We start from the raw sequence: 13572 nt of genomic DNA on the forward strand, positions 1-13572 counted from the left end.
CATGTAACCTGCACGAAATTTTGATCTCACGCGAGGGCCAGCGTCGTCCCTCGGCACTTGAAAATGCCACTTGACGACGGGAGAGCCGATGCGTACGCCGCGCCAGCCGTCCCAGCACTCCGCGAATGGCCAGAACTGGTCCTTCATGGATGCTCGCCCTGCCGCGCAGGGTATGTACGACCCCCGCAACGAGCACGACGCCTGCGGCGTCGGCTTCGTGGCCACCCTCACCGGTGAGGCGAGCCATGCGCTGGTCGAACAGGCGCTCACCGTGCTGCGCAACCTGGAGCACCGCGGGGCCACCGGCTCCGAGCCGGACTCCGGTGACGGCGCCGGCATCCTCGCCCAGGTGCCCGACGCCTTCTTCCGTGAGGTGGCCGGTTTCGAACTGCCTCAGACCGGCGGCTACGCGGCCGGTGTCGCCTTCCTGCCCAAGGACGGCACCGAGGAGTCCGTCTCACGGATCGAGACGATCGCGGCCGAGGAGGGCCTGACCGTCCTCGGCTGGCGCGAGGTCCCCGTCGCACCCGAACTGCTCGGCGCCACCGCCCGCTCGACGATGCCCGCCTTCCGGCAGATCTTCGTGACGGACGGGGTTTCCGAGGGCATCGCCCTGGACCGCAAGGCCTTCGTGCTGCGCAAGCGCGCCGAGCGCGAGGCGGGCGTCTACTTCCCGTCGCTGTCCGCGCGCACGATCGTCTACAAGGGCATGCTGACCACCGGCCAGCTGGAGCCGTTCTTCCCGGACCTGTCCGACCGCCGGTTCGCCTCCGCGATCGCGCTCGTGCACTCCCGGTTCTCCACCAACACCTTCCCGTCGTGGCCGCTGGCCCACCCGTACCGCTTCGTCGCGCACAACGGTGAGATCAACACCGTCAAGGGCAACCGCAACTGGATGCGGGCCCGCGAGTCCCAGCTGCACTCCGAGCTGTTCGGCGCCCCGGGGAAGCTGGAGCAGGTCTTCCCGGTCTGCACGCCCGACGCCTCCGACTCGGCGTCCTTCGACGAGGTGCTCGAACTGCTGCACCTCGGCGGGCGCTCGCTGCCCCACTCGGTGCTGATGATGATCCCCGAGGCGTGGGAGAACCACGACTCCATGGACCCGGCCCGGCGCGCCTTCTACCAGTTCCACTCCACGATGATGGAGCCCTGGGACGGCCCGGCCTGCGTCACCTTCACCGACGGCACCCAGGTCGGCGCCGTCCTCGACCGCAACGGTCTGCGCCCCGGCCGCTACTGGGTCACCGACGACGGCCTCGTCGTCCTCGGCTCCGAGGTCGGCGTCCTCGACATCGACCCCGCGAAGGTCGTCCGCAAGGGCCGCCTCCAGCCCGGCCGCATGTTCCTCGTGGACACCGCCGAGCACCGGATCATCGAGGACGACGAGATCAAGCGCTCGCTCGCGGAGGACCAGCCCTACGCGGAGTGGCTGGAAGCCGGCGAGATCGAGCTCTCCGACCTGCCCGAGCGCGAGCACATCGTGCACACCCACGCCTCGGTCACCCGCCGTCAGCAGACCTTCGGCTACACCGAGGAAGAGCTGCGCATCATCCTGGCGCCGATGGCCAAGACCGGCGGTGAGCCGCTGGGCTCGATGGGCACGGACTCGCCGATCGCGGCACTCTCCGAGCGCCCGCGCCTGCTCTTCGACTACTTCACCCAGCTGTTCGCGCAGGTCACCAACCCGCCGCTGGACGCGATCCGCGAAGAGCTGGTCACCTCGCTGCGCTCCTCCCTCGGCCCGCAGGGCAACCTGCTCGAGCCGACGGCCGCTTCCTGCCGCTCGGTCACCCTGCCCTTCCCGGTGATCGACAACGACGAGCTGGCCAAGCTCATCCACATCAACGCCGACGGCGACATGCCCGGCATGAAGGCCGCCACGCTCTCCGGCCTCTACCGCGTCAGCGGCGGCGGCGACTCCCTCGCCGCGCGGATCGAGGAGATCTGCGCCGAGGCCGACGGCGCGATCGAGAACGGCGCCCGGCTGATCGTCCTGTCCGACCGGCACTCGGACGCCGAGCACGCGCCGATCCCCTCGCTGCTGCTCACCGCGGCCGTCCACCACCACCTCATCCGCACCAAGCAGCGCACCCATGTGGGCCTGCTGGTCGAGGCCGGTGACGTCCGCGAGGTCCACCACGTCGCCCTGCTCATCGGCTACGGCGCCGCCGCCGTCAACCCGTACCTGGCGATGGAGTCCGTCGAGGACCTGGTCCGCGCCGGCACCTTCCTGCCCGGTATGGAGGCCGAGCAGGCCATCCGCAACCTGATCTACGCGCTCGGCAAGGGCGTGCTGAAGGTCATGTCCAAGATGGGCATCTCCACCGTCGCCTCCTACCGCGGCGCCCAGGTCTTCGAGGCCGTCGGTCTCGAGGAGACCTTCGTGGAGAAGTACTTCAACGGCACCGCCACCAAGATCGGCGGCGTCGGCCTCGACGTCGTCGCCCAGGAGGTCGCCGCGCGGCACGCCAAGGCGTACCCCGCCTCGGGGATCGCCCCGGCGCACCGCGCGCTGGAGATCGGCGGCGAGTACCAGTGGCGCCGCGAGGGCGAGCCGCACCTGTTCGACCCGGAGACGGTCTTCCGCCTCCAGCACTCCACCCGCACCGGCCGCTACGACATCTTCAAGAAGTACACCGAGCGCGTGAACGAGCAGTCCGAGCGCCTCATGACGCTGCGCGGCATGTTCGGCTTCAAGTCCGGCCGGCAGCCGATCTCCGTCGACGAGGTCGAGCCGGTCAGCGAGATCGTCAAGCGCTTCTCCACCGGTGCCATGTCCTACGGCTCCATCTCGCGCGAGGCGCACGAGACGCTCGCCATCGCCATGAACCAGCTGGGCGGCAAGTCCAACACCGGCGAGGGCGGCGAGGACCCGGACCGCCTGTACGACCCGGCCCGACGGTCGTCGATCAAGCAGGTGGCCTCCGGCCGCTTCGGCGTGACGAGCGAGTACCTGGTCAACGCCGACGACATCCAGATCAAGATGGCCCAGGGCGCCAAGCCCGGCGAGGGCGGTCAGCTGCCCGGCCACAAGGTGTACCCGTGGGTGGCCAAGACCCGGCACTCCACGCCGGGCGTGGGGCTCATCTCCCCGCCGCCGCACCACGACATCTACTCCATCGAGGACCTGGCCCAGCTGATCCACGACCTGAAGAACGCCAACCCGCAGGCCCGCATCCACGTGAAGCTGGTCTCCGAGGTCGGCGTCGGCACGGTCGCGGCCGGCGTGTCCAAGGCCCACGCGGACGTCGTGCTCATCTCCGGCCACGACGGCGGTACGGGCGCCTCCCCGCTCACCTCGCTGAAGCACGCGGGCGGCCCCTGGGAACTCGGTCTCGCCGAGACCCAGCAGACGCTGCTGCTCAACGGCCTGCGCGACCGGATCGTCGTCCAGACCGACGGCCAGCTGAAGACCGGCCGTGACGTCGTCATCGCCGCGCTGCTCGGCGCCGAGGAGTTCGGTTTCGCGACCGCGCCGCTCGTCGTCTCCGGCTGCGTCATGATGCGCGTCTGCCATCTGGACACCTGCCCGGTCGGCATCGCCACCCAGAACCCGGTCCTGCGCGACCGCTTCGACGGCAAGGCCGAGTACGTGGTGAACTTCTTCCGGTTCATCGCCGAGGAGGTCCGCGAACTGCTGGCCGAGCTGGGCTTCCGCTCCATCGAGGAGGCCGTCGGCCACGCCGAGGCGCTCGACGTCACCCGCGCCGTCGACCACTGGAAGGCGCAGGGCCTGGAGCTGGAGCCGCTGTTCCACGTGCCCGAGCTGCCCGAGGGCGCGGTGCGCCACCAGGTCGTCGCCCAGGACCACGGCCTGGAGAAGGCGCTCGACAACGAGCTGATCAAGCTCGCCGCCGACGCCCTAGCCGCTGCCGGCGCCACCGACGCCCAGCCGGTGCGCGCCCGGGTCGCCATCCGCAACATCAACCGCACGGTCGGCACCATGCTCGGCCACGAGGTGACGAAGAAGTTCGGCGGCGCAGGCCTGCCCGACGACACCATCGACATCACCTTCACCGGCTCGGCGGGCCAGTCCTTCGGCGCCTTCGTCCCGCGCGGCATCACGCTGCGCCTGGAGGGCGACGCCAACGACTACGTCGGCAAGGGCCTGTCGGGCGGCCGTGTGATCGTCCGTCCGGACCGCGGCGCCGACCACCTCGCCGAGTACAGCGTCATCGCGGGCAACACCCTCGCGTACGGCGCGACCGGCGGCGAGATGTTCCTGCGCGGCAAGGTCGGCGAGCGCTTCTGCGTGCGCAACTCCGGCGCCCTGGTGGTCTCCGAGGGCGTGGGCGACCACGGCTGCGAGTACATGACCGGCGGTCACGCGGTGGTGCTCGGTGAGACGGGCCGCAACTTCGCGGCCGGTATGTCCGGTGGCATCGCGTACGTGATCGACCTCGACCGCGACAACGTCAACGTCGGCAACGTGGAGGCCGTCGAGGCCCTCGACGAGACCGACAAGCGATGGCTGCACGAGGTGGTGCGCCGCCACCAGGAGGAGACCGGCTCCACGGTCGCCGAGAAGCTCCTGGCCGAGTGGGACACCGCGGCCGACCGCTTCAGCAAGATCATCCCCAGCACTTACAAGGCAGTGCTCGCCGCCAAGGACGCCGCCGAGCGTGACGGTCTGACCGAGTCCGAGATCACCGAGAAGATGATGGAGGCGGCGATCAATGGCTGACCCGAAGGGCTTTCTGAACCACGGCCGCGAGGTCGCCGAGTCCCGTCCCGTCGAGGAGCGCAAGAAGGACTGGAACGAGGTCTACGTCCCCGGCTCCCTGCTGCCGATCATCAGCAAGCAGGCCGGCCGCTGCATGGACTGCGGCATCCCGTTCTGCCACAACGGCTGTCCGCTGGGGAACCTGATCCCCGAGTGGAACGACTACGCCTACCGCGAGGACTGGGGCGCCGCGTCCGAGCGGCTGCACGCCACGAACAACTTCCCGGAGTTCACCGGCCGTCTGTGCCCGGCTCCGTGCGAGTCGGCGTGTGTCCTCGGCATCAACCAGCCCGCGGTCACCATCAAGAACGTCGAGGTCTCGATCATCGACAAGGCGTGGGAGACCGGCGAGGTCGCCCCGCAGAGCCCCGAGCGCCTGTCCGGCAAGACGGTCGCGGTGATCGGCTCGGGCCCGGCGGGCCTGGCGGCGGCCCAGCAGCTGACCCGCGCCGGCCACACCGTGGCGGTGTACGAGCGTGCGGACCGCGTCGGCGGCCTCCTGCGCTACGGCATCCCCGAGTTCAAGATGGAGAAGCGCCACATCAACCGCCGTATCGAGCAGATGCGCGCGGAGGGCACCCGCTTCCGCACCGGCATCGAGATCGGCCGCGACATGAAGGCGACGGACCTGAAGAAGCGGTACGACGCGATCGTCATCGCCGCCGGCGCCACGACCGCCCGGGACCTCCCGGTCCCCGGCCGTGAACTCAAGGGCGTCCACCAGGCGATGGACTATCTGCCGCTGGCCAACAAGGTCCAGGAGGGCGACTACGTCACCACCCCGGTCTCGGCCGAGGGCAAGCACGTCGTCGTCATCGGCGGCGGTGACACGGGCGCCGACTGCGTGGGCACCGCCCACCGCCAGGGCGCGGCCTCGGTGACCCAGCTGGAGATCATGCCCCGCCCCGGCGAGGACCGCGACACCGCCCGCCAGCCGTGGCCGACGTTCCCCACGCTGTTCAAGGTCACGTCCGCGCACGAGGAGGGCGGCGAGCGGGTCTACGCCGTCTCGACCACCCACTTCGAGGGTGACGAGGACGGGAACGTCCAGTGGCTGCACCTGGTCGACGTCGAGTTCGTCGACGGCAGGCTGACCCCGCAGCCGGGCACGGAGCGCAGGATCCCCGCCCAGCTGGTGACGCTGGCGATGGGCTTCACCGGCACCGACCGGGAGAACGGCCTGGTCGACCAGTTCGGACTGGACCTCGACGAGCGCGGCAACATCGCCCGCGACGCGGACTACCGGACCAATGTGCCCGGCGTCTACGTCGCCGGTGACGCCGGTCGCGGCCAGTCGCTCATCGTGTGGGCGATCGCCGAGGGCCGCTCGGCCGCCCGCGGTGTCGACCGCTTCCTCACGGGCGCCAGCGACCTCCCCGCCCCGGTCCGTCCGACGGACCGTGCGCTGATGGTCTGACGGGCCATCGAGAAGACGTCCCGTACAACGGCGTACGGGCTGGTGTCCGGGGGTTTTCCCCCGGCCCCCCGAGACGGCGCCTGACCGCCAGTCCCCGACCGGACGACAGGGCAGGCGCCGTCGCTTGTGCCGTAACCTCGCCGCGTGGCAGCCATCAGTCTCACCAAGGTCGAACAGAGCGCACCCGCACTCGTGAACCTCTTCAAGAGCGCCGCGGTCTCGCTGGCCGCACACGGCCTGGAGGGGATCCGGGCGGCCGTGTACCTGGTCGTCGACTACTCGGGGTCCATGAAGCCGTACTACCGGGACGGCAGCGTGCAGGCGCTGGCCGACCGGGTGCTCGGGCTCTCGGCGCATCTGGACGACGACGGCAGGGTGCCGGTGGTGTTCTTCTCCACGGACGTCGACGCCGTCACCGAGATCGCGCTCGCCGACCACCAGGGGCGGATCGAGCGGATCGTGGCGGGCCTGGGCCACATGGGCAGGACCAGCTACCACCTGGCCATGGACGCCGTCATCGACCACCACCTCGACAGCGGCTCCCGCGAGCCCGCCCTCGTCGTCTTCCAGACCGACGGCGGGCCCATCAACCGGCTCGCCGCCGAGAAGTTCCTGTGCAAGGCGGCGAAGCTCCCCCTGTTCTGGCAGTTCATAGGATTCGGCGATCCGCACAGCAAGCAGTTCGACTTCCTGCGCAAGCTGGACGAGCTGCCCGTGCCGCAGCGGCGCGTGGTCGACAACGCCGGGTTCTTCCACGCCGGCGAGGATCCGCGGCGGATGCCCGACGCCGAGCTGTACGACCGTCTCGTGGGCGAGTTCCCCCGGTGGCTGGCGGCCGCGCGGGAGCGGGGAATCGTGACGGGCGGCTGAGGCGCGTCGCCGGCGGCCGGGATCTTTCCGGCACCTTCGGGTTGAGCTCTCCACCGTGTCGCTGTCACCCTGAGGGGTGATCCGACGGGGAGGGCGGCGACGCATGGACGGCGCGGGATCGGTGAACACGGCCAGAGACAGGGGGAGTTCCCGGGCGCGGGGCGAGAAGGTGGCCGACTGGGCCGACGGACGCCTCGGGCTCTACTCGCTCGCCAAGGCCAACTTGCGCAAGGTCTTCCCCGACCACTGGTCCTTCATGCTGGGAGAGGTCTGCCTCTACAGCTTCCTGGTCCTCATCCTGACCGGTGTCTACCTCACGCTGTTCTTCGAGCCGAGCAGCGCCGAGGTGGTGTACGAGGGGACGTACACACCGCTCAACGGCATGGTGATGACCAGGGCCTTCGAGTCCACCCTGGAGATCAGCTTCGATGTGCGGGGCGGGCTGCTGATCCGGCAGATCCACCACTGGGCGGCGCTGGTCTTCGTCGCCGGAATGCTCGTGCACATGATGCGGGTGTTCTTCACCGGCGCCTACCGCAAGCCCCGCGAGGTCAACTGGGTGTTCGGCTGGACCCTGTTGCTGCTCGGCATCATCACGGGCCTCACCGGCTACTCGCTCCCCGACGACCTGCTCTCCGGCACCGGCCTGCGCTTCGCCCAGGGCGCCATCCTGTCCGTCCCGATCGTCGGCACGTATCTGGCGTTCTTCCTGTTCGGCGGAGAGTTCCCGGGCCACGACATCATCTCGCGGCTCTTCCCGATCCATGTGCTGCTGCTGCCAGGGATCATGCTGGGCCTGGTGGTGGCCCATCTGATCCTGGTCTTCCACCACAAGCACACCCAGTACCCGGGCCCCGGCCGTGACGAGAAGTCCGTGGTCGGCATGCCCTTCATGCCCGTCTACATGGCCAAGGCCGGCGGCTTCTTCTTCCTGGTCTTCGGCGTGCTCGCGATGTTGGGCGGACTGGCGCAGATCAACCCCGTGTGGGCCTTCGGCCCCTACCGTGCCGACCTCGTCACCACCGGCGCCCAGCCCGACTGGTACCTCGGCTTCTCCGAGGGCCTGATCCGGGTGATGCCGGGATGGGAGATCGACCTGGGCGGACACACCCTCGCCCTGGGGGTCTTCATCCCCTTCGCGCTGTTCCCGCTGATCCTGGCCGCCATCGGCGTCTACCCCTTCGTCGAGGCGTGGATCACCGGCGACCGACGCGAGCACCACCTGCTCGAACGGCCACGCAACGCCCCCGTCCGCACCGGACTCGGCGTCGCCTGGCTCACCCTGTACGTGGTGTGCCTGATCGGCGGCGGCAACGACATCGTCGCCACCCATCTGCATCTGTCGATCAACGCCATCACGTGGTTCGTGCGGATCGCGTTCTTCGCCGCGCCGGTGCTGGCGTTCGTCGTCACCAAACGGATCTGCCTGGGCCTGCAACGCCGCGACCGCGACAAGGTGCTCCACGGCCGGGAGACCGGCACCATCAAACGGCTGCCGCACGGCGAGTACGTCGAGGTCCACGAACCGCTCGGCCAGGGCGAGCTGTTCACCCTCACCCAGCACGAGCAGCCCCCGCCCTACGAGATCGGGCCGCGCGTTGACGCCAACGGTGTGCGGCGTCGCGTCACCTTCGCCCAGCGGGTGCGCGCGCGGCTGGCCCGCGCCATGTCCGGACCGGACAGCCGGATCGCGAAGCCGACGCCGGAGGAGTACCGGGAGATCACGCGCGGGCACTGAGGACGACGTCCCGGCACTCGTCGGGGCTGCCCCAGGCGCCGAGCAGGGCGCGCGCCTTGGTCAGCCAGAGGGACAGGTCGCACTCCGCCGTGTAGCCGATCGCGCCGTGCAGCTGGAGCGCCGTACGCGCCGTGGCGTACGCGGCCTCGCACGCCGTGACCTTGGCGGCGGCCACGTCGGCGGGGTCCATGGTCAGCGCGGCGCCGAAGAGCAGCGGGCGCGCGAATTCCAGGGCGATCCGGGCGTCGGCCAGCCGGTGCTTGACCGCCTGGAACGAGCCGATGGCGACACCGAACTGGGTGCGCTGCCGCACATGTGCGACGGTCCGCTCCAGCAGCGCGAGGCCCACGCCGAGCGCCTGGGCGGCGGTGGCGAGCCGGGCCCAGAGAAGTGCCTGGCCGGTGGGCGGGGCGGAGGAGAGCAGCTCGCCGCCGGGGAGGAGCGGGGTGAGCCGGCGGGCCGGGTCGAGGGAGGCGCGGGCCGGAGCGGCGGGGCCGGGGGAGAGGCGCAGACCGTCGGCCGAGAGGCTCAGATGGAGGGTGGCCGCGTCGCCGTCGAGGGCGTACGGGGAGTGCGCCGGCGTCAGTGTCGCCATCGTCGCGCCCGCCGCGAGCTGCGGGAGGAACCGCTTGGCCTGCGCCGGTTCCGTGAGCAGCGCCGCCGCCGCGACCGTCTCCACCAACGGGCCCGGGACGGCGTGCCGGCCCAGCTCGACGAAGGCGACGGCCAGTTCCACCGGGCGGGGTCCGAGCCCCTCGTACTCCTGCGGCACGGCCAGCGCGAAGACGCCCGCCTCGGCGATCCGGGACCACAGCGCGCGCCCGCCGGTGAGGTCGCCGCGGCTCCAGTCCCTGACCACGGCCGGGGTTCCGGCCGAGGTGAGCTGTGCGTCCAGGGAGGCGGCGAAGGCGCGTTGCTCGGGGTCGAGGAGGAAACGCATCAGCGACGTCCCTTCGGCAGGCCCAGCAGGCGCTCGGCCACGATGTCGCGCTGGATCTCGTTGGTGCCGGCGTAGATCGGGCCGGCCAGGGCGAACACGTACGGCTCGGACCAGGGCGTGCCGGACAGCTCGCCCTCGGGGCCGAGGAGGTCGAGGGCCGTCTCGTGCAGCGCGATGTCGTACTCCGACCAGAACACCTTGTTCAGGCTGGACTCCGCGCCGAGCGGCTCGCCGTCGAGGAAGCGGGCGGCGGCGGCGTAGGTGAAGAGCTGGTACGCGCGGGCGCCGATCAGCGCGTCGGCCACACGGGCGCGCGCGGCGGGCGGGCTGCCCTGCGCCTGCCACAGCCGGTGCAGACGGTCGGCGGCTGCCAGGAAGCGGCCCGGGGAACGGAGCGTGAGGCCACGTTCGTTGGCCGCCGTCGACATGGCGACGTACCAGCCCCGGCCGGGTTCGCCGATGACGTCCTCGTCGGGGACGAAGACGTCGTCCAGGAACAGCTCGGCGAAGGCCGGTCTGCCGTCCAGGCGGGCGATCGGACGGACCGTGACGCCGGGTGCGCGCAGGTCGAACATCAGATACGTCAGGCCCTGATGGGGTTTCGGGGTGTCCCGCTCGCTGCGGAACAGGCCGAAGGCGCGGTCCGCGAAGGGCGCGCGGGAGGACCAGGTCTTCTGGCCCGACAGCAGCCAGCCGCCGTCGGTGCGGACCGCCCGCGACGTGAGGGACGCGAGGTCCGAGCCCGCCTCCGGCTCCGACCATGCCTGCGCCCAGACGACGCGGCCCGAGGCCATGGGGGGCAGGACGCGGTCCCGCTGCTCCTCGGTGCCGTGCGCGAAGAGGGTGGGGGCGAGCAGATGGATGCCGTTCTGGCCGACGCGGGCCGGGGCGGCCGCGGCGTAGTACTCCTCCTCGAAGACCAGCCACCGCAGCAGTCCGCTGTCCCGGCCGCCGTACTCCCGCGGCCAGTCGACGACCGACCACCGGTCCGCGGCCAGCGCGGCCTCCCACGCGCGGTGCGCCGCGAAGCCCTCGGCCGTCTCCAGGGACTGCAGCGGTGGGCGCGGCACATGGGTGTCGAGCCAGGCGCGCGCCTCGGCACGGAACGCCTCGTCGTCGGCGGAGTGCGTGAGGTCCACGGTCGTCTCCCTCCCTGCTTCCCTGCCCCGGGCGTTCCCTCTTCCCGGATTCTTCCCTAACAAGTGTTTGGTAGGTTAGCGTGGCCCCATGACAGACGTCGAGGGTCCGGCCTACGAGCCCGGGCACGGTCTGCTCCGCGGCCGCAGCGCCGTCATCACCGCGGCGGCGGGCGCCGGGATCGGCGGCGCGACCGCGCGCCGGTTCCTGGAGGAGGGCGCGCGGGTGCTCATCAGCGACGCCCACACGCGCCGTCTGAAGGAGCACGAGGCCGCCCTCACCGCGGAGTTCGGCGCGGGCTCCGTCAGCGCGCTGCCCTGCGACGTCACCGACGAGGCGCAGGTGCGGGAGCTGTTCGACTCCGCCGTCGCGGAGCACGGGAGGCTCGACGTCGTCGTCAACAACGCCGGCCTCGGCGGCACGTCGGCCCTCGTCGACATGACCGACGAGCAGTGGTCCCGCGTGCTGGACGTGACGCTGAACGGCACCTTCCGGTGCACCCGGGCCGCCCTGCGCTCCATGAGGGCGACGGGCGGCGGTGTGATCGTCAACAACGCCTCCGTCGTCGGCTGGCGGGCCCAGGCCGGACAGGCGCACTACGCCGCCGCCAAGGCCGGGGTGATGGCGCTGACCCGGTGCGCGGCGATCGAGGCCGCGGAATACGGGGTGCGGGTCAACGCCGTCGCGCCGAGCCTCGCCATGCATCCGCACCTGGCGAAGGTGACCACCCCCGAACTGCTCGCGGAACTCACCGGGCGCGAGGCCTTCGGGCGGTACGCGCAGCCCTGGGAGGTGGCCAACGTGATCGTGTTCCTGGCGTCGGGCTACTCCTCGTATCTGACCGGAGAGGTCGTCTCCGTCAGCGGCCAGCACCCCTAGGACCACAATGGGTGCCGTGCCGACCAAGAAAAACCCCCAGGTGACCGCCTCCGCACCGGCGCGCCGCCACGAACTCCTGCGCACCGCCGCCGAGGTCTTCGCCGAGCAGGGGTACAACGCCACCACCGTGCGGACCATCGCCGACCACGCCGGCATGCTCGCGGGCAGCCTCTACTACCACTTCGACTCCAAGGAGTCGATGCTGGAGGAGATCCTGCGCACCTTCCTCGACGAGCTCTGGGGCGGCTACGACGCCGTCCTGGACGCCGGGCTCGGGCCGCGCGAGACGCTGCGGGCGCTGGTCACCGAGTCGTTCCGGGAGATCGACCGGCACCGCGCGGCCGTCGCGATCTACCAGAAGGAGTCCAGGCAACTGGCGGCGCAGGAACGGTTCGCGTTCCTCGCCGAGTCGCAGCGCAAGTTCGAGAAGGCGTGGCTGTCCACGCTGGAGCGCGGGGTCGCCGACCGGGTCTTCCGCGACGACCTCGACGTCCGGCTCACCTACCGGTTCGTGCGGGACACCGTGTGGGTCGCCGCGTCCTGGTACCGCCCGGGCGGACAGCACAGCCCGGAGGAGATCGCCCGGCAGTACCTGTCGATGGTGCTGGACGGGATCGCTCTACGCACATAACTCGCAGATCTTGCTGGGGAGTCGCCATGGCCGAGGCATACATCGTCGAAGCGGTCCGCACGCCCGTCGGGCGACGCGGGGGAGGGCTCAGCACGGTCCATCCCGCCGACCTGGGCGCGCATGTGCTCAAGGAACTGGTCGCGCGGGCCGGTATCGATCCGGCGGCGGTCGAGGACGTGGTCTTCGGGTGCCTGGACGCGGTCGGACCGCAGGCCGGGGACATCGCGCGGACCTGCTGGCTGGCGGCCGGACTGCCCGAGGAGGTGCCGGGCGTGACCGTCGACCGCCAGTGCGGGTCCTCGCAGCAGGCCGTGCACTTCGCCGCGCAGGCCGTGCTGTCCGGGACGCAGGACCTGGTGGTGGCCGGCGGCGTGCAGAACATGTCGCAGATCCCCATCGCCTACGCCACCCGGCAGGCCGCCGCGCCGCTCGGCTTCACGCAGGGGCCGTTCGCGGGCAGCGAGGGCTGGCGGGAGCGCTACGGGAACCGGCCGGTGAACCAGTTCGCCGGGGCCGAGATGATCGCCGCGAAGTGGGGGATCAGCCGGAGCGACCAGGAGGAGTTCGCGCTGCGCTCGCACCGCAGGGCGGTACGGGCGATCGACGAGGGGCGCTTCGCCCGCGAGACCGTGCCGTACGGGGACGTGACCGTCGACGAGGGCCCGCGACGGGACACCTCGCCGGAGAAGATGGCGGCGCTGAAGCCGGTCGTCGACGGCGGCACGGTGACGGCCGCCTGCTCCTCGCAGGTGTCCGACGGGGCGGCGGCGCTGCTGCTGGCCTCGGCACGGGCGGTGCGCGAGCACGGACTGACGCCGCGCGCCCGCGTCCACCACCTCTCGGTGCGCGGCGAGGACCCGATCCGCATGCTCACCGCGCCCATCCCGGCCACCGCCCACGCCCTGAAGAAGACCGGGCTCACCCTCGACGCCATCGACCTCGTCGAGATCAACGAGGCCTTCGCGCCGGTCGTCCTGGCCTGGCTGAAGGAGACCGGCGCCGACCCCGGCAAGGTCAACGTCAACGGCGGCGCGATAGCCCTGGGCCACCCGCTGGGTGCGACCGGCGCCAAGCTGATGACGACGCTGCTGCACGAACTGGAGCGCACGGGCGGACGGTTCGGGCTGCAGACGATGTGCGAGGGCGGCGGGCAGGCCAACGTGACGATCATCGAACGGGTCTGAGCCCTCCCCGGGGAGGGGAGGGCGTCACCGATCGGCTCCGAGCCCTTCCTGGC

At 71.1% G+C, this 13572-nt stretch carries 9 protein-coding genes; 7 read left to right on the plus strand and 2 right to left on the minus strand.

Annotated elements, in window-relative coordinates; genetic code table 11:
• Positions 1-88: 88 nt before the first annotated feature.
• From gltB to qcrB, 4 genes are all read left to right on the plus strand, one after another.
• Complete coding sequence (gene gltB / locus ACWCPM_RS21665) at positions 89-4684, plus strand: glutamate synthase large subunit (RefSeq protein ID WP_450977861.1); 4596 nt, start codon at positions 89-91, stop codon at positions 4682-4684.
• Positions 4677-6140 carry a glutamate synthase subunit beta gene (locus ACWCPM_RS21670; RefSeq protein ID WP_450977862.1) on the plus strand — a complete coding sequence of 488 codons (1464 nt, stop codon included), beginning with the start codon at positions 4677-4679 and terminating at the stop codon, positions 6138-6140. The genes gltB and ACWCPM_RS21670 overlap by 8 nt, the downstream gene beginning before the upstream one ends.
• 144 nt (positions 6141-6284) lie before the next feature.
• Positions 6285-7010 carry a vWA domain-containing protein gene (locus ACWCPM_RS21675; RefSeq protein ID WP_450977863.1) on the plus strand — a complete coding sequence of 242 codons (726 nt, stop codon included), beginning with the start codon at positions 6285-6287 and terminating at the stop codon, positions 7008-7010.
• 103 nt (positions 7011-7113) lie between these two features.
• The gene (gene qcrB, locus ACWCPM_RS21680) at positions 7114-8748 is read left to right on the plus strand and encodes a cytochrome bc1 complex cytochrome b subunit (RefSeq protein WP_450977864.1); all 1635 of its coding nucleotides are present in this window, start codon (positions 7114-7116) and stop codon (positions 8746-8748) included.
• Here the strand turns inward: qcrB and ACWCPM_RS21685 are convergent.
• Both ACWCPM_RS21685 and ACWCPM_RS21690 read right to left on the minus strand, forming a co-directional pair.
• On the minus strand, positions 8732-9688 hold the full coding sequence (locus ACWCPM_RS21685) for an acyl-CoA dehydrogenase family protein (protein WP_450977865.1): 957 nt from the start codon (positions 9686-9688) through the stop codon (positions 8732-8734). The two genes, qcrB and ACWCPM_RS21685, sit on opposite strands and share 17 nt — an antisense overlap.
• Positions 9688-10827 carry an acyl-CoA dehydrogenase family protein gene (locus ACWCPM_RS21690; RefSeq protein WP_450977866.1) on the minus strand — a complete coding sequence of 380 codons (1140 nt, stop codon included), beginning with the start codon at positions 10825-10827 and terminating at the stop codon, positions 9688-9690. The genes ACWCPM_RS21685 and ACWCPM_RS21690 overlap by 1 nt, the downstream gene beginning before the upstream one ends.
• Positions 10828-10915: 88 nt before the next feature.
• Here ACWCPM_RS21690 and ACWCPM_RS21695 point away from each other — a divergent pair, with 88 nt between their 5' ends.
• Genes ACWCPM_RS21695 through ACWCPM_RS21705 form a run of 3 tightly spaced genes read left to right on the plus strand, consistent with a single transcriptional unit; the run spans position 10916 to position 13519 of the window.
• On the plus strand, positions 10916-11704 hold the full coding sequence (locus ACWCPM_RS21695; RefSeq protein ID WP_450977867.1) for an SDR family oxidoreductase: 789 nt from the start codon (positions 10916-10918) through the stop codon (positions 11702-11704).
• A gap of 16 nt (positions 11705-11720) precedes the next feature.
• Positions 11721-12335, plus strand: a complete 615-nt coding sequence (locus tag ACWCPM_RS21700) for a TetR/AcrR family transcriptional regulator (RefSeq protein WP_450977868.1) — start codon at positions 11721-11723, stop codon at positions 12333-12335.
• 26 nt (positions 12336-12361) lie between these two features.
• Complete coding sequence (locus ACWCPM_RS21705; RefSeq protein ID WP_450977869.1) at positions 12362-13519, plus strand: acetyl-CoA C-acetyltransferase; 1158 nt, start codon at positions 12362-12364, stop codon at positions 13517-13519.
• Positions 13520-13572 lie beyond the last annotated feature (53 nt).

The organism is Streptomyces sp. NPDC002309 (assembly GCF_053593375.1).